General features: G+C 70.5%; 24 protein-coding genes. 15 read left to right on the forward strand and 9 right to left on the reverse strand.

The features are described from left to right. Positions 1 to 73: 73 nt before the first annotated feature. The 3 genes from hypB to nicT form a co-directional block, all read right to left on the reverse strand. Positions 74 to 844: a hydrogenase nickel incorporation protein HypB gene (gene hypB, locus G6N37_RS02545; protein ID WP_163675478.1), complete on the reverse strand. Its 771-nt coding sequence runs from the start codon at positions 842 to 844 to the stop codon at positions 74 to 76. A gap of 28 nt (positions 845 to 872) precedes the next feature. After that, a complete protein-coding gene (locus G6N37_RS02550) occupies positions 873 to 1,208 on the reverse strand; it encodes a hydrogenase maturation nickel metallochaperone HypA (RefSeq protein WP_163675481.1) in 336 nt (111 codons plus the stop codon). Between the two features lie 86 nt (positions 1,209 to 1,294). After that, complete coding sequence (nicT, locus tag G6N37_RS02555; protein ID WP_163675484.1) at positions 1,295 to 2,410, reverse strand: Nickel transporter NicT; 1,116 nt, start codon at positions 2,408 to 2,410, stop codon at positions 1,295 to 1,297. A gap of 167 nt (positions 2,411 to 2,577) precedes the next feature. Here nicT and G6N37_RS02560 point away from each other — a divergent pair, with 167 nt between their 5' ends. Then, positions 2,578 to 3,066: a Fur family transcriptional regulator gene (locus G6N37_RS02560; protein ID WP_163675487.1), complete on the forward strand. Its 489-nt coding sequence runs from the start codon at positions 2,578 to 2,580 to the stop codon at positions 3,064 to 3,066. 2 nt (positions 3,067 to 3,068) lie between these two features. Here the strand turns inward: G6N37_RS02560 and mtr are convergent, their stop codons facing one another. Together mtr and G6N37_RS02570 are read right to left on the reverse strand one after the other, a co-directional pair. Continuing rightward, a complete protein-coding gene (gene mtr / locus G6N37_RS02565; RefSeq protein ID WP_163675490.1) occupies positions 3,069 to 4,448 on the reverse strand; it encodes a mycothione reductase in 1,380 nt (459 codons plus the stop codon). 4 nt (positions 4,449 to 4,452) lie between these two features. Beyond that, complete coding sequence (locus tag G6N37_RS02570) at positions 4,453 to 5,469, reverse strand: alpha/beta hydrolase (protein ID WP_163675493.1); 1,017 nt, start codon at positions 5,467 to 5,469, stop codon at positions 4,453 to 4,455. A gap of 111 nt (positions 5,470 to 5,580) precedes the next feature. Between G6N37_RS02570 and mqo the strand changes: the two genes are divergently transcribed. The 8 genes from mqo to G6N37_RS02610 all read left to right on the forward strand — a co-directional run bounded on the left by mqo (position 5,581) and on the right by G6N37_RS02610 (position 16,159). Beyond that, positions 5,581 to 7,083 (forward strand): malate dehydrogenase (quinone), encoded by a 1,503-nt coding sequence (mqo, locus tag G6N37_RS02575; protein ID WP_163675496.1) that lies wholly within the window; start codon positions 5,581 to 5,583, stop codon positions 7,081 to 7,083. Then, complete coding sequence (locus G6N37_RS02580) at positions 7,080 to 7,550, forward strand: GNAT family N-acetyltransferase (RefSeq protein ID WP_163675499.1); 471 nt, start codon at positions 7,080 to 7,082, stop codon at positions 7,548 to 7,550. The genes mqo and G6N37_RS02580 overlap by 4 nt, the downstream gene beginning before the upstream one ends. Further along, the gene (locus G6N37_RS02585) at positions 7,547 to 9,412 is read left to right on the forward strand and encodes a VWA domain-containing protein (RefSeq protein ID WP_163675502.1); all 1,866 of its coding nucleotides are present in this window, start codon (positions 7,547 to 7,549) and stop codon (positions 9,410 to 9,412) included. The genes G6N37_RS02580 and G6N37_RS02585 overlap by 4 nt, the downstream gene beginning before the upstream one ends. A 15-nt stretch (positions 9,413 to 9,427) precedes the next feature. Further along, entirely contained in the window at positions 9,428 to 10,042 is a 615-nt protein-coding gene (gene cobO, locus G6N37_RS02590) for a cob(I)yrinic acid a,c-diamide adenosyltransferase (RefSeq protein WP_163675505.1), read from the forward strand. Then, complete coding sequence (locus tag G6N37_RS02595) at positions 10,039 to 11,418, forward strand: cobyrinate a,c-diamide synthase (protein WP_163675508.1); 1,380 nt, start codon at positions 10,039 to 10,041, stop codon at positions 11,416 to 11,418. The genes cobO and G6N37_RS02595 overlap by 4 nt, the downstream gene beginning before the upstream one ends. A 13-nt stretch (positions 11,419 to 11,431) precedes the next feature. Then, positions 11,432 to 12,637: a uroporphyrinogen-III C-methyltransferase gene (gene cobA / locus G6N37_RS02600; RefSeq protein WP_163675511.1), complete on the forward strand. Its 1,206-nt coding sequence runs from the start codon at positions 11,432 to 11,434 to the stop codon at positions 12,635 to 12,637. Between the two features lie 33 nt (positions 12,638 to 12,670). Next, positions 12,671 to 14,263: an MFS transporter gene (locus tag G6N37_RS02605; protein ID WP_163675514.1), complete on the forward strand. Its 1,593-nt coding sequence runs from the start codon at positions 12,671 to 12,673 to the stop codon at positions 14,261 to 14,263. A 138-nt stretch (positions 14,264 to 14,401) separates the two neighbouring features. Continuing rightward, complete coding sequence (locus tag G6N37_RS02610) at positions 14,402 to 16,159, forward strand: proline--tRNA ligase (RefSeq protein WP_163675517.1); 1,758 nt, start codon at positions 14,402 to 14,404, stop codon at positions 16,157 to 16,159. A 19-nt stretch (positions 16,160 to 16,178) separates the two neighbouring features. Here the strand turns inward: G6N37_RS02610 and G6N37_RS02615 are convergent, their stop codons facing one another. Then, positions 16,179 to 16,625 carry a ferritin-like domain-containing protein gene (locus G6N37_RS02615; RefSeq protein ID WP_163675520.1) on the reverse strand — a complete coding sequence of 149 codons (447 nt, stop codon included), beginning with the start codon at positions 16,623 to 16,625 and terminating at the stop codon, positions 16,179 to 16,181. Then, entirely contained in the window at positions 16,622 to 17,158 is a 537-nt protein-coding gene (locus G6N37_RS02620; protein WP_163675523.1) for a hypothetical protein, read from the reverse strand. Before G6N37_RS02620 ends, G6N37_RS02615 begins: the two co-directional genes overlap by 4 nt. Before the next feature lie 204 nt (positions 17,159 to 17,362). Between G6N37_RS02620 and rimP the strand changes: the two genes are divergently transcribed. From rimP to G6N37_RS02650, 6 genes are all read left to right on the forward strand, one after another. Next, positions 17,363 to 17,890, forward strand: a complete 528-nt coding sequence (rimP, locus tag G6N37_RS02625; RefSeq protein WP_163675525.1) for a ribosome maturation factor RimP — start codon at positions 17,363 to 17,365, stop codon at positions 17,888 to 17,890. After that, a complete protein-coding gene (gene nusA / locus G6N37_RS02630) occupies positions 17,887 to 18,942 on the forward strand; it encodes a transcription termination factor NusA (RefSeq protein WP_163675528.1) in 1,056 nt (351 codons plus the stop codon). The genes rimP and nusA overlap by 4 nt, the downstream gene beginning before the upstream one ends. A 198-nt stretch (positions 18,943 to 19,140) precedes the next feature. Further along, complete coding sequence (locus G6N37_RS02635) at positions 19,141 to 19,389, forward strand: YlxR family protein (protein WP_308205489.1); 249 nt, start codon at positions 19,141 to 19,143, stop codon at positions 19,387 to 19,389. Between the two features lie 64 nt (positions 19,390 to 19,453). Beyond that, entirely contained in the window at positions 19,454 to 22,228 is a 2,775-nt protein-coding gene (gene infB, locus G6N37_RS02640; RefSeq protein ID WP_163675534.1) for a translation initiation factor IF-2, read from the forward strand. Next, positions 22,228 to 22,686, forward strand: coding sequence for a 30S ribosome-binding factor RbfA (gene rbfA / locus G6N37_RS02645; RefSeq protein ID WP_163675537.1), 459 nt, complete (start codon positions 22,228 to 22,230; stop codon positions 22,684 to 22,686). Before infB ends, rbfA begins: the two co-directional genes overlap by 1 nt. After that, on the forward strand, positions 22,661 to 23,662 hold the full coding sequence (locus tag G6N37_RS02650; RefSeq protein WP_163675540.1) for a DHH family phosphoesterase: 1,002 nt from the start codon (positions 22,661 to 22,663) through the stop codon (positions 23,660 to 23,662). Before rbfA ends, G6N37_RS02650 begins: the two co-directional genes overlap by 26 nt. On the opposite strand, the gene G6N37_RS02655 is transcribed toward G6N37_RS02650, so the two are convergent. Continuing rightward, positions 23,659 to 24,240, reverse strand: a complete 582-nt coding sequence (locus tag G6N37_RS02655; protein ID WP_163675542.1) for a hypothetical protein — start codon at positions 24,238 to 24,240, stop codon at positions 23,659 to 23,661. The genes G6N37_RS02650 and G6N37_RS02655 overlap by 4 nt on opposite strands. 35 nt (positions 24,241 to 24,275) lie before the next feature. Next, positions 24,276 to 25,025, reverse strand: coding sequence for an enoyl-CoA hydratase (locus G6N37_RS02660; protein ID WP_163675544.1), 750 nt, complete (start codon positions 25,023 to 25,025; stop codon positions 24,276 to 24,278). Between the last annotated feature and the right edge of the window lie 13 nt (positions 25,026 to 25,038).

Here is a 25,038-nt window from a genome sequence, read left to right on the forward strand (position 1 = left end):
GTGCCGCCGCACGCGCACCCGGCGGCGCACGAAACGTTCCGACTTCCTGCAAAATCCTTGCAAGACGGACCGGTTACGCCGGCGCCTCGGCGGCGAAGCGTCGCAGCCAGCCGAACCACGCGGCCATCCCGGCGCCGGTGCGCGCACTGAGCGGCAGGATCGTGGCCGCCGCATTGACCTGGCGCACGTGGGCGATGTAGGTGTCGACGTCGACGTCGAGGTACGGAACCAAGTCAATCTTGTTGATCAGCACCACATCCACCGACCGGAACATGACCGGGTACTTCAGCGGCTTGTCCTCGCCCTCGGTCACGGAGTAGACCATGGCCTTGGCGTGCTCGCCGACGTCGAACTCCGCCGGGCACACCAAGTTGCCGACGTTCTCGATGATGACCAGGTCCAGGGCGGACAGGTCGAGCCCCGGCAGCGCTCGGTTCACCATCGGCGCATCGAGATGGCACTCGCCGCCAAAACCGTTGCTGGTATTGAGCAGTGACACCTGGGCCCCGCGACCGCTGAGCTTGGCCGCGTCCAGATCGGTGGCGATGTCACCCTCGATCACCCCGATGGCGATCTCGCCGGCGAGCTCGTCGAGGGTGGCCTGCAGGATGGTCGTCTTGCCCGAACCCGGTGAGCTCATCAGGTTGACGGTGCGCACCCCGTTGCTCTCGAACGCCGCCCGGTTGGCGTCGGCGAGCAGGTCGTTCTCGGCGAAGATCGCCTCCAGCACGTCGACGCGCTGCCTGCCGGTCTGGTACTGGCCGTGGTCGCCGTGCCGATGATCGGGATCGTCGTGCTCGTGGGTGTGCACGGTCCCGTCGTCATGCCGATGAAATCTACCCATGGTCAAATCCGTTCGGAGCAGGCGCTTTTCACGAGACGTCCAGCGACGTCACCAAGAATTCGTTGCCGCGCAACACCTCGACGTCCGAGCTGTCGCATTCCGGGCACCAGATCGACCAGGCCGACGTGATCTCCGATCGCCGGCCGCACGCGCGGCAGCTCACCTCGGCGGCGACGCACTCCAGTTCCAGCTCGGCCTCCGGCATGTTCTCGGCGTCCCGCACGAGCGTCCAGCAGAACGACAGCGATTCGGGCACCACCTGGCGCAGCGCCCCGATCCGCACGCGCACCACGTCGACGTGCCGGCCATCGGCATGCGTCTTGGCCACACCGGCGATCGCCTCGCACAGCGACAGCTCATGCACCGCCGATCACCGGCGTCCGCCCCAGGCTCATGAGCACTGTTCTACACCCGAACGCCCCGAACGCGCAGCACTGTTCGGGTACCCGCTCAGGAGGAAGTCCACTTCTGTTCGAGGCGGCCGTAGCGCCAGACGAGCAGGGCCACCGCCCAGGTGATGACGAAGGCGCCCACCACGAAATAGCCGACGGCGCCCAGGTCCAGCCCGCCGATCCAGCTCCAGAACGCGCCCCGCCAGCCGAACTGTTCGGCGAACAGGGTGAGGAGTTCGACGCTGCCGATCAGCAGCGCGACGGCCACCGATAACGCGGTGACGGTGATGTTGTAGTAGATCTTGCGCACCGGGTTGGAAAACGCCCAGCCGTAGGCGAAGTTCATGAACGAGCCGTCGACGGTGTCCAGCAGGCACATGCCGGCGGTGAACAGCACCGGCAGACACAGGATCGCGTACCACGGCAGCCCGGCGGCCGCGCTGGTGCCGGCCAGCACCAGCAGGGCGATTTCGGTGGCGGTATCGAAGCCGAGCCCGAACAGTAGCCCGACGGGGTAGGAATGCCACGACTTGGTGATCGATTTGGTGAAGCGGCCGAGGAATCGGTTCAGCACGCCCCGGTTGTCCAACTGCCGCTCCAGTTCGGCTCCGTCGGTTTCGTGGTCGTAGTCGCCGCGGCGCAGCCGGGAGAACACCCGCAGGATGCCCACCAGCACGACGACGTTGAGGAGGGCGATCGCGTAGAGGAACACGCCGGAGACACCGGTGCCGATCAGCCCCGTGTAGTGATGCAGCGTCGAGGAGTCGTCGCGGACTCCTCCGACGATCGTCTTGACCCCGCACGCCAGCAGGACCGCCAGCCCGAAGACCACCGTGGAATGACCCAGCGAGAAGAAGAATCCGACGGCCAGCGGGCGTTGCCCGTCGTTCATCAGCTTGCGGGTGGTGTTGTCGATGGCGGCGATGTGATCGGCGTCGAACGCGTGCCGCATCCCCAGCGTGTAGGCCGTCAGTCCGACGCCGACGCCAAATGCCTTGCCGCCGAGGCTGAATTGCGCCGGGGCCACCAAGGCCGTCAGGGTGAACCAGCCGATCACGTGCAGGGCGACGATGACCGCCGACATCGCTGCGAGTCGCCACCACTCCGCCGGCGTGAAGGCGCCGCGAAGCTTGGACGTCCATGACGGGCGCCAGCAGGGCTCAGTACCGGTCACCGGGGTCCTTCCAGCCTCGGGCGGGGAACCACCGGCACGACTGTATGTGCCGGTACGCGCCACGGTCAACCAGATGCAAGTGGATTGCAGGAGTCGCCGGCACCCGTCCGGCGGCGAATCCGGCCGAAAAACTGGCGCGCCCAGCCGGCGGGCGCGACACTGATCGGGTGACGCCCAAGCCGTCGGCACTGGACCCGTCCGTCACCGCCCGGATCGGCGACCTCCTGCGCGACCGTGGGCTGCGGCGGATGTGGTCGCGGATCCAGGTGCTGGCCGTGCTCGAGCCGGTGCACGGGCACCTGCCGGTGGCCGAGATCCACAAGCGGGTGCGGGCGTGCCTGCCGCACGGTGCCCACCCGCCCGATGTGGCAACCATCTATCGCACGGTGACCACGCTGGTCGGGCAGGGGGTGTTGCACCCGCTGACCCTCGAGGGCGGTGTCACCACCTACGGGATGGCCACCGCGCCGCACCACCATGCCGTGTGCACCGAATGCGGCTCGATCATCGAGGTGCCGGCCGGGCAGCTCAGTTCGGCGCTCGAACACGCGATGGCGGGCAGCTCCTTCGCGCTGTCGGAGGCCGCGGGTCTGACGTTGCACGGCCTGTGTCCGCAATGCCAAGGCAAGCGCCCGCCGAAACGCTCAGGGCGCTGACCTCACTGCAGATCCAGTAGCGCGTTCTCCACCACCTCGGGCAGGGCCGGATGAATCCAGTACTGGCCGCGGGCCATCTCCGGGGCGGTCAGCCCGAAGCTCATCGCCTGGATCAGCGGCTGGATGATCGACGACGCCTGGGGGCCCATGATGTGGGCGCCCAGCAGGCGGCCGGTCTTCCGCTCGGCGATCAGCTTGACGATCCCGGTGGTGTCCTCCATCGCCCAACCGTAGGCGACGTCACCGTAGTCGTGTATCGCGACCGATATGTCGAATCCCTTTGCGAAGGCCTGGTTTTCCGTCAGGCCGACGGACGCCAGCTGGGGCTCGGTGAACACCGCCGAGGGCACGTAGCGGTGATCGGTCATCACCATCGACCCGGTGTCGTCCCAGTCGCAGTGCAGGTTGTGTTTCACCACGCGGGCCTCGTGGTTGGCGACGTGCTTGAGCTGGTAGGGCGAGGAGACGTCACCGAGGGCGAAAACCCCACGCGCCGAGGTCCGTTGGTATTCGTCGACCAGCACCCGGCCGTTCTCGAGATCGACACCGGCCTGTTCGGCGTCCAGCAGGTCGGCGTTGGACACGCGCCCGGTGGCGACCAGCAGCAGGTCGGCGTTCAGCGTGGACCCGTCGTCGAGCTGCAGGGAGACGCCGGAGCCGTTGTCGGTGCCGGCCACGACGTTGCGGTGGGTGCGCAATTCCCATTTGGCCGCGGCGAGGCGGGTGAAGCGTTTGCAGATGGTGTCGTCGCAGTGCCGCAGCATGGTGGCGCCCCGGATCACCAACGTCACCCGCACGCCCAGAGCCGAGAAGACATGCGCGAATTCGGCTGCCACGAAACCACTTCCAACGATAACCAGGTGCTCGGGCAGCTCGGGAATGCGCATGATCGTGTCGCTGGTGTGGTAGCCGACCCCGCAGTCGGTGATCGCGGGCGGGATCACCGGGCGCGACCCCGCCGCGATCACCACCTGGTCGGCGGTGAATTCGTCACCGGCATCGGTGCGCAACAGGTAGCGGCCGTCGGGCTGAACCGGTCCGAACCGGGTGTGCCGGCTGTACAGGTCGATGTTGGGGGAGGCGCGGCGGTAGTCTTCGCCGCTCATCGAGATCGGATCGATTCGGCCGAAGATGCGCGAGACGATGTCGTCCCAACGCACCCGGTCGATGTGCGCGTCGACCCCGTAGCGCGCCGCGTGGCGGATCGTGGTGGCGACCTCGGCGGCGTAGACGAACATCTTGGTCGGGATGCACCCGACGTTCAGGCAGGTGCCGCCGAACGTGCCCTGCTCGCACAGCGCCGCCCGCTTGCCGAGCAAGCGATCGTCGAGAAGGGTGTTGCCCGAACCGGTTCCGATGATCGCGATGTCGTACGTCTCCACCGCGTCATCCCTTCCTGGAAGATGACTCGGTGCGATCGGAGCGCAGGTAGTCGTCCAGCCAGCGATCCAGCTGACGATAGGCGGCCTGTCGCGGCTCCGGCAGTGACAGGAATACATCGTGTTTGGCGTCGCGGATCGGAACGATGGTGCTGCGATTGCCGATGCAGCCGGCCCGCCTCGCGATCTGGGTGACGTCGAGAACCGCGTCGCCGCGTTGCATGGACGCCGCGTCGCTGGTCTCTCGGACGGTGTGATCCGAGCGCAGGATCAGGTTGGGCACCCCGACGTCGAGGCCGCGGTGCAACCGGGCGTGGCCGCGGCGGATGGCGTTGAGCCAGCCGAGCGTGATGGGGAAGCCGCCCACCGGTTTCCACTGCAGGTCGTAGTCGAACTCGCCGTGGTAGTCGCGGTGCAGGGTGGTCCCGTAACCGCCCTCGGTGGGCGCGCGGACAACCCCCTTGGACCGCACCCGGGACAGCCCGGCGATCAGCGCCGAGGTCACCGGAAGGCGCAGGACCGCCGGACCGTGCAGGTCCAGGAACGGGCTGTTGAGCACCAACCCTCCGACGCCCCCGTGGGCCGCGCGATCCCGCCGGCGGAGCCGGTCCAGCCATAACGACACGATGAGCCCGCCGGAGGAATGGCCGTACACCAGAACCCTGGCGGGCCGGTCGTGCTCGAGGATGGCCGCCAGGGCGTGCTCGAGTTCGGCGTCGTAGTCGTCGAGGCTGGTGATGAAGTGCGGTGTCTGACCGTCGCGGCGCGACCGGCCGCATTTCTGTAGGTCCAGCGCGTAGAAGACGAAGCCGCGATCGGCGAAGTGATCGGCCAGCGCCGTGTTGAAGAAGTAGTCGGTGTAGCCGTGCACCGCCAGCACGGCGTGGCCCACGCCGGACGGCCCGGCGGGCTCGCCCCGCCGGATCAGCGTCGCGACGATCTCCCCCTCGCCCACCGGGTCGGGCCCGAGGGGGATGGTGCGCTGCCAATAACCGGGCAGGACGTCGGGCTCCCAGCCAGTCACGAGGCCAGCTTAGAGGTTTTGCTGGCCATCGGGAGGCGCACGCCGTTCGCGCCCGGTTTGCCTCGGGATAGCCTGGGGACCTGCCCAGTCGAGGGAAGGACCAAGGAGCAGGTGTCATCGCTAGCCCGAACCGCACGGACGGACGTCGTGCTGGTGGGCGCGGGCATCATGAGCGCCACGCTGGGTGCGTTGCTGCGGCGGCTGCAGCCGGACTGGTCCATGACCGTCGTCGAGCGGCTGGACGCCGTCGCCGCGGAAAGCAGCAGTCCCTGGAACAACGCCGGCACCGGGCACTCCGCGCTGTGCGAGCTCAACTACACGCCGCAACGGCCCGACGGCTCGATCGACATCACCAAAGCGGTCCGCATCAACGAGCAGTTCCAGGTGACCCGGCAATTCTGGGCCTACGCCGCCGAGCACGGGATCCTGACCGATACCGGCTTCCTCAACGCGCTGCCGCACGTGAGTTTCGTGCGCGGCGCCCAGCGCGTCGATTTCCTGCGCCGCCGGCAGCGGGCCCTGGCCGGTAACCCGCTGTTCGCCGGCACCGAATTCATCGACGACGCGCACGAGTTCGCCCGCCGGCTGCCGTTCATGGCCGCCAAGCGCGACTTCTCCGAACCGACCGCGCTGAACTGGGCCCCCCACGGCACCGACGTCGACTTCGGTGCGCTGGCCCGCCAGCTCATCGGCTTCTGCGTGCGGGGCGGCGCGACCGCGCTGTTCGGCCACGAGGTCCGCGATCTGACCCGGCGATCGGACGGGGGCTGGACGCTGCTGGTCCGCAATCGCCGCACCGGCGAAAAGCACCGGGTGAACGCCAAATTCGTCTTCGTCGGGGCGGGCGGCGACGCGCTGCCGTTGCTGCAGAAGTCCGGCATCAAAGAGGTCAGGGGCTTCGCCGGATTCCCCATCGGCGGCCGGTTCCTGCGCACCGACACCCCGGCGCTCACCGCCGCGCACCGGGCAAAGGTGTACGGGGTCCCGGCGCCGGGCGCCCCGCCGCTGGGCGCGCTGCACCTGGACCTCCGGTTCGTCAACGGCAAGCCGTGGCTGGTGTTCGGGCCGTTCGCCGGCTGGTCACCGAAGTTCCTCAAATACGGCCGCCTCAGCGACCTGCCCCGCTCGGTCAAGCCGGACAACGCGTTGTCCATGCTCGGGGTCGGCCTCACGCAGCTGCGGCTGGTCAATTACCTGATCGGCCAGCTGCGCCTGTCCGAGCCGGATCGGATCCACGCGTTGCGCGAATTCGCGCCCAGCGCGGTGGATTCCGACTGGGAGCTGACCGTGGCCGGGCAGCGCGTGCAGGTGATCCGGCGGGACAGGCGCAAGGGGGGCGTGCTGGACTTCAGCACCACCGTGCTGGCATCCGCCGACGGCAGCATCGCCGGGCTGCTGGGCGGCTCCCCGGGGGCCTCGACGGCGGTGCCGGCCATGCTCGAGGTGCTTGCGCGGTGCTTCGGCGACCGTTACCGCTCCTGGCTGCCCGCGCTCAAGGAGATGGTGCCGTCCCTGGGGGTGGAGCTGTCCCGTGAGCCGGCGTTGTACGACGAGGTGTGGTCCTGGGGCACCGAGGCGCTGGGGTTGCAATCCGATTCGGGGGTTCGGTCATGAGTGAAGCGTTGCGTCGGTCCTGGGCCAAAGACCTTGACGCCCAGACACTTTACGAGCTGCTCAAGTTGCGGGTGGAGGTGTTCGTGGTGGAGCAGGCCTGCCCGTACCCGGAGCTCGACGGGCGCGACCTGCTCGCCGAAACGCGGCACTTCTGGCTCGAGACGCCCGAGGGCGAGGTGATCTGCACGTTGCGGTTGATGGAGGAACACGCCGGCGGCCGCAAGACGTTCCGGCTCGGCCGGTTGTGCACCAAACGCAGCGCGCGCGGGCAGGGTCACACCACCCGGCTGCTGCGCGCCGCCCTGGCCGAGGTGGGCGACTACCCGTGCCGGATCGACGCGCAGACCTATCTGGCCGACATGTACGCCCAGCACGGGTTCGTCCGCGCCGGTGAGGATTTCGTCGACGACGGCATTCCGCACGTGCCGATGCTGCGCCCCGGCTCCGGCCTGACGGAGCTGCCGTGAGGCCGTACCCGTTCAGCGCGATCGTCGGGCACGACCAGCTGCGGCTCGCCCTGCTGTTGTGCGCCGTGCGCCCGGAGATCGGCGGGGCGCTCATCCGGGGCGAAAAGGGCACGGCCAAGTCGACGGCCGTGCGCGGTCTGGCGGCGTTGCTGTCCGCCGCCAACGGCAGCGAGGGGACCGGCCTCGTCGAAATGCCGCTCGGCGCAACCGAAGACCGGGTGATCGGCTCGCTGGACCTGCAGCGGGTGCTGCGCGACGGCGAGCACGCGTTCTCGCCGGGGCTGTTGGCCCGCGCCCACGGCGGCGTGCTCTACGTCGACGAGGTCAACCTGCTGCACGACCACCTGGTGGACGTGCTGCTCGACGCCGCGGCGATGGGCCGGGTGCACATCGAGCGCGACGGCATCTCGCATTCGCACGAGGCCCGGTTCGTGCTGATCGGCACCATGAATCCGGAAGAAGGCGAACTGCGCCCGCAACTGCTGGACCGGTTCGGCCTGACCGTCGACGTGCACGCGTCGCGCGATGTCGACGTGCGGGTGGAGGTGGTCCGCCGGCGGATGGCCTACGAGGCCGACCCGGACGCGTTCGCCGAGCGCTACGCCGGCGCCGAGGCCGAGCTGGCCCGGCGGATCGCCGACGCGCGGACACTCGTCGGCCAGGTGGTGTTGCCGGACAACGAGTTGCGGCGCATCGCCGCGGTGTGCGCGGCGTTCGACGTCGACGGGATGCGGGCCGATCTGGTGGTGGCCCGCACCGCCGCCGCGCACGCCGCCTGGCGGGGGGCCACGTCCGTCGAGGAGCAGGACGTCCGGGTGGCCGCCGGGCTGGCGTTGCCGCACCGCCGCCGCCGCGACCCGTTCGACGACCCGGGCATCGACCCCGGCCAGCTGGACGAGGCGCTGGCGCAATCCGGTGACGGTGACCCCGACCCCGACCCCGACCACGAGCCCGAGCCCGAGCCCGAGCCGCCGGGCGGCGGACAGCCCGCCGATGCGCCAGCGCCGCAACCGGATTCACAATCGGTGAAGCCGCGCTCGCCATCTTCGTCGAAACCGAGCGCGCCGCCGGCGAAGACCTTCCGCGCCAAGGCGCTGACGGTGCCCGGGGTCGGCGCGGGCGCACCCGGGCGGCGGTCGCGGGCCCGCAACGCCACCGGCAGCGTGATCGCGGCCGCCGGCGGCGACGACACCGGTTCCGGCGCGCACGGGCTGCACCTGTTCGCCACCCTGCTGTCGGCCGCGGAGCGCGCCGGGGCCGGCCCGTTGCGGCCCGCGCCGGACGACGTCCGCCGGGCGATCCGCGAGGGACGCGAGGGCAACCTGGTCATCTTCGTCGTGGACGCGTCGGGCTCGATGGCGGCGCGCGACCGGATGGCCGCGGTGAGCGGCGCGACGCTGTCGCTGCTGCGCGACGCCTACCAGCGCCGCGACAAGGTCGCCGTGATCACGTTCCGCCAGCGCGAGGCGCGGCTGCTGCTGCCGCCGACGTCGTCGGCGCACATCGCGGTCCGGCGGCTGGCGGGATTCGACACCGGCGGAAAGACTCCGCTCGCCGAGGGCCTGCTCGCCGCGCGTGAACTGATCGTCCGGGAGAGGGCGCGCGACCGGGCGCGGCGCCCCCTGCTGGTGGTGCTCACCGACGGCCGGGCCACCGCGGGACCGGATCCGTTGGGCCGCAGCCGGGCCGCGGCCGCCCGGTTGGTGGCCGAGGGCGCCGCCGCCGTGGTCGTGGATTGCGAAACATCCTACGTGCGACTCGGTTTGGCCGAGCAGCTGGCCCGCCAGCTCGGCGCCCCGGCCGTGCGTCTGGAGCAGTTGCACGCGGATTCTCTGACGCGCGCCGTGCGCAACGCGGCCTGAGGAAGGTAACCGCTCATGCCACAAGGCCGACCGCTGCGGGTCCCCGACGACGGGCTGAGCACCAGGGCGCGGCGCAACACCCCGGTGCTGGCGGTACACACCGGCGCCGGCAAGGGGAAGTCGACGGCGGCGTTCGGCATGGCGTTGCGGGCCTGGAACGCCGGGCTTTCCGTCGCGGTGTTCCAGTTCGTCAAGAGCGCCAAATGGAAGGTGGGTGAGGAGACCGCCTTCGCCCAACTCGGCCGAGTCCACGACGAGCACAACGTCGGCGGGCACGTCGAATGGCACAAGATGGGCGCGGGCTGGTCCTGGTCGCGCAAGGCGGGCAGCGAGCTCGATCACGCGGCGGCCGCGGCCGACGGGTGGGCGGAGATCGCGCGCCGGCTGGCCGGACAGCGCCACGACTTCTATGTGCTGGACGAGTTCACCTACCCGCTGAAGTGGGGATGGGTGGACGTCGAGGAGGTGGTGGACGTCCTGCTGGCCCGGCCCGGCCACCAGCATGTGGTGATCACCGGGCGCGACGCCCCGCAGGGGTTGATCGAGGCCGCCGATCTCGTCACCGAGATGACCAAGGTCAAGCACCCGATGGACGCGGGCCGCAAGGGGCAGAAGGGCATCGAGTGGTGAGTGTTCCCGCGGTCGTCGTCGCCGCGCCGGCCTCCGGCAGCGGAAAGACCACCGTTGCAACGGGTTTGATCGGCGCCCTGCGGCGCGCGGGCCACGTGGTGGCACCGTTCAAGGTCGGCCCCGACTTCATCGACCCGGGCTACCACGGCCTGGCGGCCGGGCGTCCCGGCCGCAACCTCGACCCGGTGCTGGTCGGCGAGAATCTCGTCGGCCCGCTCTACGCGCACGGCGCCGGTGGGGCGGACATCGCCGTGATCGAAGGGGTGATGGGCCTCTTCGACGGGAGAATCGGGGCGGCCGCGGCCGCCCCCGCCGAAGGTTCCACCGCCCACGTCGCGGCCCTGTTGGGTGCCCCGGTGCTCCTGGTCGTCGACGCGCGCGGCCAAAGCCACAGCATTGCCGCGCTGCTGCACGGCTTTTCGACGTTCGACCCCGCGACGCGGGTCCGCGGGGTGATCCTCAACCGGGTCGGCTCGCCCCGGCACGAACACGTGCTGCGGCAGGCCTGCGAGCAGGCGGGCGTCGCGGTGCTGGGCGCGATTCCGCGTGCCGCCGAATTGGAGCTCCCGACAAGGTATTTGGGCCTGGTCACCGCGGTGGAATACGGGCGGCGGGCGCGGCTCGCGGTCGAGGCGATGACCGATCTGGTCGCGCGTCACGTCGACCTGGCGGCCGTGGCGGCGATCGCCGCGAGCCGGGCCGGCCCGGCCTGGGACCCGGCGGCGGCGGCGGGGGAGAAGCCGGGCGGGCGGGCCACCGTGGCGATGGCGGCCGGTAAGGCGTTCACCTTCGCCTACGCCGAGCACGCCGAGCTGCTGCGCGCCGCGGGGGCCGACGTGGTCGAATTCGACCCGCTGGCAGACCCGTTGCCCGACGGCACGGACGCGGTGCTGCTGCCCGGCGGCTTTCCGGAACAGTTCACCGCGGAGCTCTCGGCCAACGACGCGGTGCGCCGGCAGATCAACGCGCTGGCCGCCGCCGGCGCGCCGATACACGCCGAATGCGCCGGCCTCATCTACCTGGCCACCGAACTCGACGGCTATCCGATGTGCGGGGTGCTGGCCGGGTCGGCACGGTTCACCCCGCACCTGACGCTGGCCTATCGCGACGCCGTCGCGGTGGCCGATTCGCCGCTGTATTCCGCCGGGCAGCGCGCGGTGGGGCATGAGTTCCACCGGACCGCAGTCGCTTTCAGCGACAGCTACCAGCCCGCGTGGGTGTACCGGGGCGCGGACGCCGATCCCGTGCCGGATGGCGTCGTGCACGCCGGCGTGCACGCCTCCTATCTGCACACCCACCCGGCCGCGGCGCCGGCCGCGGTGGCGCGGTTCGTCGCGCACGCCGCCGCGGGGCGTCGGCGCCACCATGCCCGTTGACTAGGCTTGCCCGGTGACCGAGAACGCCTACCTCGCCGGGCTGCGGCTGGCCGGCAAGAAGGTCGTCGTGGTCGGCGGCGGCACCGTTGCCCAGCGCCGGCTGCCCCTGCTCATCGCCAGCGGCGCGGACGTCCACGTCATCTCCCGCAGCGCCACCAGGTCGGTCGAGGCGATGACCGGAATCACCTTGTCCCTGCGGGAGTACCGCGACGGTGACCTCGACGGGGCGTGGTACGCGATCGCGGCCACCGACGACCCACAGGTGAACGCCGCGGTGGTCGCCGAGGCCGAACGCCGCCACCTGTTCTGCGTGCGCGCCGACATCGCCGTGGAGGGGACGGCGGTGACACCGGCGTCCTTCAGCTATGCGGGGTTGTCGGTGGGGGTGCTGGCCGGCGGTGAGCACCGCCGCTCCGCGGCGATTCGCTCGGCCATCCGGGAGGCGTTGCAGACCGGGCTCATCACCCCGGACAGCGCCGCCAGCGCCGACGTGGTGCGCGGCGGGGTGGCGCTCGTCGGCGGCGGCCCCGGCGACCCCGAACTGATCACGGTGCGCGGGCGCCGGCTACTGGCCCACGCCGACGTGGTGGTCGCCGACCGGCTCGCGCCGCCGGAGCTGCTGGCCGAGCTGCCGCCGCACGTGGAGGTCATCGACGCCGCGAAGATCCCCTACGGGCGGGCCATGGCGCAGGACGCGATCAACGACGTCATGATCGACCGCGCCCGGTCCGGCAAGTTCGTCGTCCGCCTCAAGGGCGGGGACCCGTTCGTCTTCGCCCGCGGCTACGAGGAGGTGCTCGCGTGCGTCGACGCCGGGATCCCGGTCACCGTGGTACCGGGTGTGACGAGCGCCATAGGGGTGCCCGCCCTGGCCGGCGTTCCGGTCACGCACCGGGCCGTCAACCACGAATTCGTCGTGGTCAGCGGCCACTTGGCGCCCGATCACCCCGAATCGTTAGTGAATTGGAATGCGCTGGCCGCGTTGTCCGGCACCATTGTTTTGCTGATGGCCGTTGAACGCATCGAACTCTTTGCCGATGCGCTGATACGAGGCGGCCGACCTGCGGATACGCCGGTGCTGGTGGTGCAGCACGGCACGACCGCTGCGCAGCAGACTTTGCGGGCCACCCTCGCCGACACGCCGGAAAAGATCCGCGCCGAGGGCATCCGACCTCCCGCGATCATCGTGATCGGGCCGGTGGCGGCTTTCGGGCTTTAAACGGTTCTTAAGATTACTGTAAGGTAACCCTTTATGACGGCTCTCAACGACAGTGAGCGCGCGGTGCGGAACTTCACGTCCGCGCGCCCCGATCGTCCGGCCCCGGTGCGCGCCACGCGCCCGGCGGAGACCGCCTCCACCCGCATCAGCAAGTACTACCCGGCATGGCTGCCTTCGCGCCGCTTCATCGCGGCCGTGATCGCCATCGGCGGCATGCAGTTGCTGGCGACGATGGACAGCACCGTCGCCATCGTCGCGTTGCCCAGGATCCAGAACGAGCTGAGCCTGTCCGACGCCGGCCGCAGCTGGGTGATCACCGCGTACGTCCTCACCTTCGGCGGGCTGATGCTGCTGGGTGGCCGGCTCGGCGACACGATCGGGCGCAAGCGCACCTTCATCGTCGGCGTCGCGCTGTTCACCATCTCCTCGGTGCTGTGCGCGGTCGCGTGGGACGAGGTGACCATGGTCATCGCCCGGCTGTCGCAGGGCGTCGGGTCCGCCATCGCCTCGCCGACGGGCCTGGCGCTGGTCGCCACCACGTTCCCCAAGGGGCCCGCGCGTAACTTCGCGACGGCGGTGTTCGCCGCGATGACCGCCATCGGTTCCGTGATGGGCCTCGTGGTCGGCGGAGCGCTGACCGAGGTGTCCTGGCGGCTGGCGTTCCTGGTGAACGTGCCGATCGGGCTGGTGATGATCTACCTGGCCCGCACCGCGCTGCGCGAGACCAACAGGGAGCGGATGAAGCTCGATGCGACCGGCGCCATGCTGGCCACGCTGGCCTGCACCGCCGCCGTCTTCGCCTTCTCGATGGGGCCGGAGAAGGGCTGGGTGTCGATCACCACGATCGGCTCGGGTGCGGTGGCGATGGCCGCCGCGCTGGCGTTCATCATCGTGGAGCGCACCGCCGAAAACCCCGTCGTCCCCTTTGATCTGTTCCGCGACCGCAACCGGCTGGTCACCTTCGCCGCGATCTTCCTGGCCGGCGGGCTGATGTTCAGCCTGACGGTCTGCATCGGCCTGTACGTGCAGGACATCCTGGGCTACAGCGCGCTGCGCGCGGGCGTCGGCTTCATCCCGTTCGTCATCGCGATGGGAATCGGCCTGGGCGTCTCCTCGCAACTGGTGTCGCGGTTTTCGCCCCGGGTGCTGACCATCGGCGGCGGAATCCTGCTGTTCTGGGCGATGCTCTACGGCTGGGGTTTCATGCACCGCGGCGTGCCCTATTTCCCCAACCTGGTGCTGCCCATCATCGTTGGCGGAATCGGCATCGGCATCTGCGTCGTCCCGCTGACGCTGTCGGCGATCGCCGGGGTCGGTTTCGATCAGATCGGTCCGGTGTCGGCGATCGCGTTGATGCTGCAGAGCCTCGGCGGCCCGCTGGTGCTGGCTGTCATCCAGGCCGTCATCACCTCGCGCACGCTGTACATGGGCGGCACCACCGGCCCGGTGAAGAACATGAACGACCTGCAGTTGCACGCGCTCGACCAGGGCTACACCTACGGCCTGCTCTGGGTGGCCGGGGTGGCCGTCATCGTCGGTGCTGCGGCGCTGTTGATCGGTTACACGCCGGCGCAGGTGGCCCACGCGCAAGAGGTCAAGGAAGCGATCGACGCCGGCGAGCTGTAGCTCAAGGGGCCGCCGACGGCGGCCAACTCCGATGTCCTTGCGCCGGATTCGGTAGCGCCCGCGATATCACATCGGTGGGGCCCCGCATGGGTCCACGGCCGCTACGCGCCCGTCCCCGACCAGTTAGGCTGGCCCGCTGTGATCACCCGGATGTCCGAGCTGTTCTTGCGCACGTTGCGCGACGACCCCGCCGACGCCGAAGTGCCCAGCCACAAGCTGCTGATCCGGGCCGGCTACATCCGGCCCGTGGCGCCCGGGCTGTACAGCTGGCTGCCGCTGGGCCTGCGGGTGCTGCGCAAGATCGAAGCCGTCGTCCGCGAGGAGATGAACGCGATCGGCGGGCAGGAGATCCTGTTCCCGGCGTTGCTGCCACGCGCGCCGTACGAGACGACGAACCGGTGGACCGAATACGGCGAGGGCGTGTTCCGGCTCAAGGACCGCCGCGGCAACGACTACCTGCTGGGGCCGACCCACGAAGAGCTGTTCACGCTGACCGTCAAAGGTGAATACAGCTCCTACAAGGACTTTCCGGTGTTGCTCTACCAGATCCAGAACAAATACCGTGACGAGGCGCGGCCGCGGGCGGGGATCCTGCGGGTGCGCGAGTTCCTGATGAAGGACTCCTACTCCTTCGACATCGACGAGGCCGGACTCAAGGCCGCCTACCACGCGCATCGCGAGGCCTACCAGCGCATCTTCAACCGGCTGCGGGTGCGCTACGTGATCGTGTCCGCGGTGTCGGGAGCGATGGGCGGCAGCGCGTCGGAGGAGTTCCTGGCCGAGAGCGCGGTCGGTGAGGACACCTTCGTGCGCTGCCTGGAGTCCGGGTATGCGGCCAACGTCGAGGCCGTCATCACCGCCAAGCCGGAGCCGCCGCCCGCTGACGTCGTGGCAGGGCTGCCCGAGGCGGTGGTCCACGACACCGGTGACACCCCGACCATCGCCACCCTGGTGGACTGGGCCAACACCGCGGACCTCGGTCGCACCGTCACCGCGGCGGACACGCTGAAGAACGTGTTGCTCAAGGTGCGCCAGCCCGGCGGGGAGTGGGAGCTGCTGGCCATCGGGCTGCCCGGCGACCGCGAGGTCGACGACAAGAGGCTGGGCGCTGCGCTGGAGCCGGCCGACTACGCGTTGCTCGACGATGCCGACTTCGCCGGGTACCCGTTCCTGGTGAAGGGCTACATCGGTCCGAAGGCGCTGCGGGACAACGGCGTTCGATACCTCGTCGACCCGCGGGTGGTGGACGGGACCAGCTGGATCACCGGGGCGGATGAACCCGGCCGGCACGTCGTCGGCCTGGTGGCCGGCCGGGACTTCACCGCCGACGGCACCATCGAGGCCGCCGAGGTGCGCGACGGCGATCCGTCTCCGGACGGCGCCGGGCCGCTGGTGTCGGCGCGGGGTATCGAGGTCGCGCACATCTTCCAGCTCGGCCGCAAGTACACCGACGCGTTCACCGCCGACGTGCTGGGCGAAGACGGCAAGCCGGTGCGGCTGACCATGGGCTCCTACGGCCTCGGGGTGTCGCGGATGGTGGCGGTGATCGCCGAGCAGCACCACGACGAGCTGGGCCTGCGCTGGCCGTCGGCGATCGCGCCGTTCGACGTCCACCTGGTGATCGCCAACAAGGACGCGGACGCCCGCACCGGGGCGACCGCGCTGGCCGCCGACCTGGACCGGCTGGGGGTCGACGTGCTGCTCGACGACCGGCAGGCGTCGCCGGGGGTCAAGTTCAAGGACGCCGAGCTGCTCGGCGTGCCCTGGATTCTGGTGGTGGGGCGCGGCTGGGGCAACGGCGTGGTCGAGCTGCGGGACCGCTTCAGCGGCGAGACGCGCGAGCTGGCCACCGGGCCGGCGCTGGCCACCGACGTCGCGGCCGCACTGACCGGCTAGCCGCAAAAGCCTTGCGCCGCTAGTCGTTCCCGCCCGGGAAACTCGTGGTGATGGGCCAGGCGCCCAGCACGCGGTTCCACCGGGCGGCCATCACGGCGCTTTGGGTCAGGGCCGTCGCGGCGAACGCGCGGTCGTCGGCAGTCTCGGCGTGCTCGATCACCACGCGCCAGGCCGACGCGCCGTCGTTTTCCATCCGCGCCGCCAGCCGCGCCGCGTCCGCCGCGCTGCCCACCAGAATGGGCAGCTGGTAGCCGGCGGCGGCGACCGGCGCGTTGACCTTGCGGGCCGTCAGCATCGCGATCACGTCGTCGCGGCGCTGCCGGTGCTCGCCCAGGGCCTCCACCACCAGGCCGTTCACGCTGGGCGGCGACAGCGCCGAGACCATGCCGTAGCCGTAGATCGTCGAGTGCTCGATGGCCAGCGCGTCGCACAGGGCCGCGTTGTCGGCGTCCTTGCCGGAGCTCATATCGACGGGCCCCCGGGCACCAGCGCGACCGTGTAGGAGGCGGTGCAGGACGCGATGATCGAGGCGAGCAACCCCGCCCGGTAGCCCGATTCGCCCGCCACCAGGCGGCTGGCGCTGTCCGCCGAGGCGCGCAGCGCGTTGATCACGTCGGACACCGGCGGCGGGGGAGGCGGCGGCCCGGCCGGTTGGGCCGGGCTCGGGCCGGCAGTCGTCGTCTCGCTCGTCGACGACGTGGTGATCTTGCCCGCGGCCCGCGAGATCTCCGTGGACAGGGCGCGCGCGTGCGCGGCGCGCTGGCTGGCGACCACCGCCAGCGCGGCGGCCACCTGCGGTGGATTGCCGACGGCCGCCGCGGCGGCACCGGCCAGCGCGCTGTCCTTGCGGGCCTGGTCCAACGGACCCAGCAGCTCTTCGACGGCCGGGGGCTTGGGCGGGGACTCGCCGCAGGCGGAGGTGAGGACCCCGAACGCAGCCAGAGCCGCGCCGCCGGCGAGCACACCCCGCCGGTTGACGACGGGATCGGCGCTAGACACAAACACATCCTGCCATCGGTGCGAAGGTGGGCACGAAGCCAGGACGCGATCCCGCCGTCAGACGCGATTCCTGGCGTATCGTTGATAGCTGGCTCTCGCGGGACGGCAGCCTTCGCGTTCCGCCGGGACACTGGAGCCGCCCTCGGGCCAACGGGGCGGCGACGCCCTCCAGCTGACCGGACAACTCAAGATGAGGAGCTCGCCGTGACCACCGGGCTACCTTCGCAGACGCAGGTGATCGAGCTACTCGGTGATGAGTTCGCGCGCGCGGGATACGAGATCGAAGACGTGGTCATCGACGCCCGGACGCGCCCGCCGCGGATCACGGTGATCGCCGACGGTGACACGGCACTCGACCTCGACACCATCGCGACCCTGTCGCGCTCGGCGTCGGCTTTGCTGGACGGCCTCGACGACGTCGCAGACCGCTACGTGCTCGAGGTGAGCTCGCCGGGGGTGGACCGCCCGCTGGCCAGTCAAAAGCATTTCCGCCGCGCCCGCGGCCGCAAGGTCGACGTCGTCCTCTCGGATGGTTCTCGGCTGACCGGCCGGGTCGGCGAGACGCGCGGCGACGCCGTCGCGCTGGTGGTCCGCGAGGGCCGCGACTATCGACTGCGCGAAATCCCGCTCGCCGATATCGCCAAAGCCGTTGTTCAGGTGGAGTTTTCGCCCCCAGCGCAAGCGGAGTTGGACCTGGCGGGCCAGGCCGACAGGACGGAGGCCGAAGCATGAACATCGACATGGCCGCGCTGCACGCCATCGAGGTGGATCGGGGCATCTCGGTCAGCGAGCTGCTCGAGACGATCAAATCGGCGCTGCTCACCGCCTACCGGCACACCGAGGGCCACCAGAACGACGCGCGAATCGAGATCGACCGCAAGACCGGCGCCGTTCGCGTCGTCGCCCGCGAGACGGACGACGACGGCAACGTGATCAGCGAATGGGACGACACGCCAGAGGGTTTCGGCCGCATCGCCGCCACCACCGCCCGCCAGGTCATGCTGCAGCGGTTCCGCGACGCGGAAAACGAGCGCACCTACGGTGAGTTCTCCACCCGCGAGGGCGAGATCGTCGCGGGCGTCATCCAGCGGGACAGCCGCGCCAATGCCCGCGGCCTGGTCGTGGTCCGGATGGGGACCGAGACCAAAGCGTCGGAGGGCGTGATCCCGGCGGCCGAACAGGTCCCCGGCGAAAGCTACGAGCACGGCAACCGGGTGCGCTGCTACGTGATCGGGGTGACCCGCGGCGCGCGGGAGCCGCTGATCACGCTGTCCCGGACGCATCCCAACCTGGTGCGCAAGTTGTTCTCCCTGGAGGTCCCCGAGATCGCCGACGGCTCGGTCGAAATCGTTGCGGTGGCGCGGGAGGCCGGCCATCGCTCCAAGATCGCGGTGAAATCCAACGTCCCCGGCCTGAACGCGAAAGGGGCCTGCATCGGCCCGATGGGCCAGCGGGTCCGCAACGTGATGAGCGAGCTGTCCGGCGAGAAGATCGACATCATCGACTATGACGAGGACCCGTCCCGGTTCGTCGCCAACGCGTTGTCGCCGGCCAAGGTGGTCTCCGTGTCGATCATCGACCAGAACGCCCGCGCGGCCCGCGTGGTGGTGCCCGATTTCCAGCTGTCGCTGGCCATCGGCAAGGAGGGCCAGAACGCGCGGCTGGCCGCCCGGCTCACCGGGTGGCGCATCGACATCCGGGGCGACACACCGGGCGGATCCGATGCGCATTCGGCGGGCCACCCCGAACACGGGGCCACCCACGGCATGGCGCACGATCGCTGACGTGGCAAACCCGGCCGGGTGGCCGGCAGCGGCCCGCGCCCGCGGGCGGTTCTGACCATCGGATAAGTGACGCTAGACTGAGCCGTGATCCAGCGTGAGCCTTCGGTCTCGGCGCATAGACGTGTAGACGGACCAGTCCGCACGTGCGTCGGGTGCCGGAAGCGAGAGCTGGCCGTCGAACTGCTTCGCGTAGTGGCTGTGTCGGACGGGAACGGCGAACATGCCGTGATCGTCGACACCAGGACCAGCCTGCCGGGGCGGGGTGCGTGGGTGCATCCCGAACCGCAATGCGTGCAACAGGCGATTCGGCGGCGGGCTTTCACCAGAGCGCTGCGCATCGACCGTCCACCGGACACAACCGCGCTGGTCGAGCACGTGGAAGCGCTCGACTCGCCCGGCAACAGAAGAGGCAGCAAAGAACATGAGCACACCGTGAAGTCCCGATGACCATGCGTCATAGCTAAACCCGAGGCGCGGCCCCACGACTGTCGCCTCTTAGACAGGAGATGTAGTGGCAGGTAAGGCCCGCGTACACGAGTTGGCTAAGGAACTCGGTGTCACCAGCAAGGAAGTTCTCGCCCGGCTTAATGAACAGGGCGAATTCGTAAAGTCCGCATCCTCGACGGTGGAGGCGCCGGTCGCCCGCCGGCTGCGCGAATCCTTCGGGGGCGGCAAGCCGGCTCCGCAAAAGGCTGCGCCCAAGGCGGCCGCGAAGGCCCCCGCCAAGGGGCCGGACAAATCGCTCGATCAGGCCCTGGACATGGCCATCGGCAACGGCGAGGCGGCCGGCGCGCCCGCCGGCGGTACGACCACCGCCCAAGCCGCCCCGGCCGCGCCCGCGGAAGCGCCCGCGCGTCCCGGCCCGGCGCCCGGCCGCCCCGCACCCGGTCAGCCGCAGCCGCCGGCTCCCGCTCAGCCGACCGGCCAGCCGCAGGCCCAGCCCGGACCCCAGCCCGGCATGACGCCGGGTCCCCGGCCCGGCCCGGCGCCGAAGCCCGGCGTCCGCACCCCGCGCGTCGGCAACAACCCGTTCTCCTCCGCGCAGCCCGTCGACCGGCCGATCCCGCGCCCGATGGCGCCGCGGCCCGGTGCGCCGCGGCCCGGCGGCGCGCGGCCCGGGGCGTCACCCGGCAACATGCCGCCGCGTCCCGGCGGTGCCGCCGGTCAGGGCCGCCCGGCCCGGCCCGGCGCCCCACGTCCCGGCGGTGGCCGGCCAGGCGGGCCCGGCGGCCGCGACGGCGGCGGCGGCAATTACCGCGGCGGTGGCGGCGGAGTCGGCGCCCCGCCCGGCGGTGGCGGTCCGGGAGGTTTCCGGGGCCGGCCCGGTGGCGGCGGTGGCGGCGGCGGCCGTCCCGGTCAGCGCGGCGGCGCCGCCGGCGCGTTCGGCCGTCCCGGCGGTGCGCCCCGGCGCGGCCGCAAGTCGAAGCGGGCGAAACGCGCCGAGTACGAGAACATGCAGGCGCCCGTCGTCGGCGGCGTGCGGTTGCCGCACGGCAACGGCGAGACGATCCGGCTCGCCCGGGGCGCGTCGCTGAGCGACTTCGCCGACAAGATCAACGCCAACCCGGCCTCGCTGGTGCAGGCGCTGTTCAACCTCGGCGAGATGGTCACGGCCACCCAGTCGGTCGGGGACGAGACGCTCGAGCTGCTGGGCAGCGAGATGAACTACGTCGTCCAGGTCGTCAGCCCGGAGGACGAGGACCGCGAGCTGCTGGAATCCTTCGACCTGACCTATGGCGAGGACGAGGGCACCGAGGAAGACCTGCAGACGCGGCCGCCGGTGGTGACCGTGATGGGTCACGTCGACCACGGTAAAACCCGGCTGCTGGACACCATCCGGAATGCCAGCGTGCGCGAGGCCGAGGCCGGTGGCATCACCCAGCACATCGGTGCCTACCAGGTGGGCGTCGACTTCGAGGGCAGCGAGCGGCTGATCACGTTCATCGACACCCCGGGCCACGAGGCGTTCACCGCCATGCGTGCCCGCGGCGCGAAGGCCACCGACATCGCGATCCTGGTGGTCGCGGCCGACGACGGCGTGATGCCGCAGACGGTGGAGGCGATCAACCACGCGCAGGCGGCCGACGTGCCGATCGTGGTGGCCGTCAACAAGATCGACAAGGAGGGCGCCGACCCGGCCAAGATCCGGGCCCAGCTCACCGAATACGGTTTGGTCGCGGAGGATTTCGGCGGGGACACGATGTTCGTCGACATCTCGGCGAAGGAAGGCACCAACATCGAGGCGCTCGAAGAGGCGGTGCTGCTGACCGCGGACGCCGCCCTGGACCTGCGGGCCAACCCCGACATGGAGGCCCAGGGTGTGGCGATCGAGGCGCACCTGGACCGCGGCCGCGGCCCGGTCGCCACGGTGCTGGTGCAGCGCGGCACCCTGCGGGTCGGCGACTCCGTCGTCGCCGGCGACGCCTACGGCCGGGTCCGCCGGATGGTCGACGAGCACGGCGACGACGTCGAGGAGGCGCTGCCGTCGCGGCCGGTGCAGGTCATCGGCTTCACGTCGGTCCCGGGCGCGGGCGACAACTTCCTGGTCGTCGACGAGGACCGCATCGCCCGCCAGATCGCCGACCGGCGCAGCGCCCGTAAGCGCAACGCGCTGGCGGCACGGTCGCGCAAGCGGATCAGCCTGGAGGACCTGGACTCGGCGCTGAAGGAAACCAGCCAGCTGAACCTGATCCTCAAGGGCGACAACGCCGGTACCGTCGAGGCGCTCGAGGAGGCCCTGATGGGCATCCAGGTCGACGACGAGGTGATGTTGCGCGTGATCGACCGCGGCGTCGGTGGCATCACCGAGACCAACGTCAACCTGGCCTCGGCGTCGGACGCCATCATCATCGGCTTCAACGTGCGCGCCGAAGGGAAGGCGACGGAGCTGGCCAACCGCGAGGGTGTCGAGATCCGCTACTACTCGGTGATCTACCAGGCGATCGACGACATCGAGAAGGCCCTGCGCGGCATGCTCAAGCCGATCTACGAGGAGAACCAGCTGGGACGGGCCGAGATCCGCGCGATCTTCCGGTCCTCCAAGGTGGGCATCATCGCCGGCTGCATGATCAGCTCGGGGGTGGTACGCCGCAACGCCAAGGCCCGGCTGTTGCGGGACAACATCGTGGTCGTCGACAACCTCTCGATCACCTCGCTGCGCCGCGAGAAGGACGACGTGACCGAGGTCCGCGAGGGCTTCGAGTGCGGTATGACGCTGGGCTACTCCGACATCAAGGAAGGCGACATCATCGAGTCCTACGAGCTCGTCGAGAAGGAGCGCGCCTGATGGCCGACCCGGCCCGGGCGCGCCGACTGGCCAAACGCATCAACACGATCGTCGCCTCGGCGATCGAGTTCGAGATCAAGGATCCGGGCCTGGACGGGGTGACCATCGTCGACACGAAGGTCACCGCTGACCTCCACGATGCGACGGTGTTCTACACCGTGCTGGGCCCCACCCTCGACGACGAGCCGGACTACGCCGCGGCCGCGTCGGCGCTGGAACGGGCCAAGGGCGCGCTGCGCACCATGGTCGGGGCCGGCACCGGCGTGCGCTTCACGCCCACCCTGACATTCACCCGCGACACCACGTTGGACACCGTGGCGCGGATGGACGAGTTGCTGGCGCGGGCCCGCGCCGCCGACGCCGACCTGGAGCGGGTCCGCTCCGGTGCCAAGCCGGCCGGTGAAGCCGATCCATATCGTGTGAGGGACACCGATGACGGCGATCGACCCGAAGACTGAGGTAGCGGCCGCCGGGGCGCGCGTCGACGTCTGGGGCGCGGTCGAGCTGTTGTCCAACGCCGAGACGGTCGCGGTGCTGGCCCATGTCCACCCCGACGCCGACACCATCGGCGCGGGCCTGGCGCTGGGCTTGGTGCTGGACAGGTGCGGCAAGCGCGTCGAGGTCGGCTTCGCCGAGCCGGCGACGCTGCCGGAGTCGCTGTCGTCGCTGCCCGGGTGCTGGCTGCTGGCGAGTGCGGATGCGATGCGGCGCGACGTCGATTTGGTTGTCACCGTTGATGTTCCGAGCATCAAGCGGCTGGGCGCGTTGAGCGAGCTGGCGCGGCGCGGCCGGGAGTTGCTGGTGATCGACCACCACGCCTCCAACGAGGAGTTCGGGACCGCCAACTTCGTTGACGTGTCGGCGGATTCGACCACGATGATGATCGCCGACATCCTCGACGCGTGGGACAAGCCCATCGATCCCGACGTCGCGCACTGCATCTACGCCGGGCTGACGACCGACACCGGATCGTTCCGCTGGGCCACCGCCCGCGCCCTTCGGCTGGCGGCCCGGCTGGTCGACACCGGCGTCGACAACGCCGCGATCAGCCGAACGCTGATGGACAGCCACCCCTTCACCTGGTTGCCGCTGCTGTCCCGCGTGCTGGGCTCGGCGCAGTTGCTGCCCGACGCGGTGGGCGGCCGTGGGCTGGTGTATGCCGTTGTCGGACACCAAGATTGGGTGACTTCGCGCCCCGAGGAAGTCGAAAGCATCGTCGACGTCGTGCGCACCACGCAGCAGGCCGAGGTGGCCGCGGTGTTCAAGGAGGTCGACCCGCAGCAGTGGTCGGTGTCCATGCGCGCCAAGGCCCACGTGGACCTGGCGGCGGTCGCGTCCGGATTCGGCGGCGGCGGCCACCGGCTGGCGGCCGGCTATTCGACGAGCGGCCCGATCGACGACGTCGTCGCGTCGCTGCGCACGGCCCTGGGCTAGAACGCCCAGCTGCCCGAGCGTTGCAGCACGAACCCGTGGTCCCCGCTGGTGGTGTCCAGGCAGGCGACCAGGTTGTCGGGGCCGACGGCGCACGTGACGTTCAGGTAGGTCAACTTCTGCCCCGCGCCCAGCAACTTGCCGCCCGGCGGCAGGACGGCCGGGTTGCCGCCGCATCCGCCGTAGGACATGCGGCTCAACTGGTAGCCGGGTCCCTTGAACTCGGCCGAACCCACCAGGCAATCGCCAGGATGCGGGCGTCCGCCCAGAACGGGGACGTCGTCGATGCCGGGCATGTCGCCCTTGCACTTGATGTCCTGTGACGGCTGCGGCGCCGGCGCCGGCCCGCCGTAGAAGTCGCACGCCAGCGAGTAGGGCGTGGAGAAGCTGATCCGGGGCGGCGTGCCCGGCCCGGTCCCGGTCACGTAGCCATCGGCCGGGATCGGTGCGAAACCGTCCAGGTTCGGAAACCCCGGCGGCGGCAGGGCCGCCGCGTGCGGTGCGGGTCCCGCGACCGCGGCCACCGCGAGCGTCACGGCGCCCGCGAGCACCCTCACGAGGACATCGATGACAGCGCGCATCAGCTGATCGTATTGGTTGCCCTCAGTTCACGCGCCTAGCGGACCTGAGCCCGCCCGCGTTGCAGCACCGCCTCGCGGTTGGCGGCGATGTCGTCGCCGCTGGTCCGGAACTGGCGGGCGGCCGCCGCTTCGAGCCACAGCCCCGCACCGGTCTGCGCATCGTCGATGCGGTGGTAGGAGGCCAGCAGCGCGCGCACGGCGTCCTGGTTGTTCCCGACGATCGACGCCGCCACTCCGCGGGCGGCGCTCAGCAGCTGGTCGTGCGGCACCACCTCGGTCACCAGCCCGGCGCGCAGCGCGTCGGCGGCGGACAGGTAGTCCCCGGTCATGCTCATCCGCCGGGCCAGGCCGACGCCCACCTTCTGCGGCAGCCGCACGCTCAGCCCCCACGTCGGCAGCAGGCCCACCCGGGCGTGGGTGTCGGCGAAGCGGGCGTTCTCCGAGGCGATCAGGATGTCGCAGTACAGCGCCACCTCCAGCCCCCCCGTCACCGCGGCGCCGTTGATCGCACCGATGACCGGCTTGCTCAGCGATGGCCAGCGCGGGGAGATGTCCGGCAGCGCCGAGGAACCGCCCAACTCCTTGAGATCCAGGCCCGCGCAGAACACCGGGTCGGTGCCGGTGACGATGATGACGTCCACGTCGTCGTCGGTTTCCGCATCGGCGAGCGCCCCGAAGAACCGGTCCCGCAGCGCCGCGGACAGCGCGTTGCGGGACTGGGGCCGGTTGAGGGTCAGGGTGCGCACCCGCTCGTCGGTGTCGATCAGCAGGATGTCGTCGCTCATGAGATCACCGTAA

It is taken from the genome of Mycobacterium seoulense (assembly GCF_010731595.1).
In the GTDB taxonomy this organism is placed as follows: domain Bacteria; phylum Actinomycetota; class Actinomycetes; order Mycobacteriales; family Mycobacteriaceae; genus Mycobacterium; species Mycobacterium seoulense.

Coding starts and splice junctions, on each gene's coding strand:
- hypB (WP_163675478.1), bottom strand. CDS start 844: ATGGGTAGATTTCATCGGCATGACGACGGGACCGTGCACACCCACGAG.
- rbfA (WP_163675537.1), top strand. CDS start 22,228: ATGGCCGACCCGGCCCGGGCGCGCCGACTGGCCAAACGCATCAACACG.
- G6N37_RS02650 (WP_163675540.1), top strand. CDS start 22,661: ATGACGGCGATCGACCCGAAGACTGAGGTAGCGGCCGCCGGGGCGCGC.
- nusA (WP_163675528.1), top strand. CDS start 17,887: ATGAACATCGACATGGCCGCGCTGCACGCCATCGAGGTGGATCGGGGC.
- cobO (WP_163675505.1), top strand. CDS start 9,428: ATGCCACAAGGCCGACCGCTGCGGGTCCCCGACGACGGGCTGAGCACC.
- G6N37_RS02655 (WP_163675542.1), bottom strand. CDS start 24,240: ATGCGCGCTGTCATCGATGTCCTCGTGAGGGTGCTCGCGGGCGCCGTG.
- G6N37_RS02580 (WP_163675499.1), top strand. CDS start 7,080: ATGAGTGAAGCGTTGCGTCGGTCCTGGGCCAAAGACCTTGACGCCCAG.
- G6N37_RS02605 (WP_163675514.1), top strand. CDS start 12,671: ATGACGGCTCTCAACGACAGTGAGCGCGCGGTGCGGAACTTCACGTCC.
- G6N37_RS02660 (WP_163675544.1), bottom strand. CDS start 25,025: ATGAGCGACGACATCCTGCTGATCGACACCGACGAGCGGGTGCGCACC.
- G6N37_RS02615 (WP_163675520.1), bottom strand. CDS start 16,625: ATGAGCTCCGGCAAGGACGCCGACAACGCGGCCCTGTGCGACGCGCTG.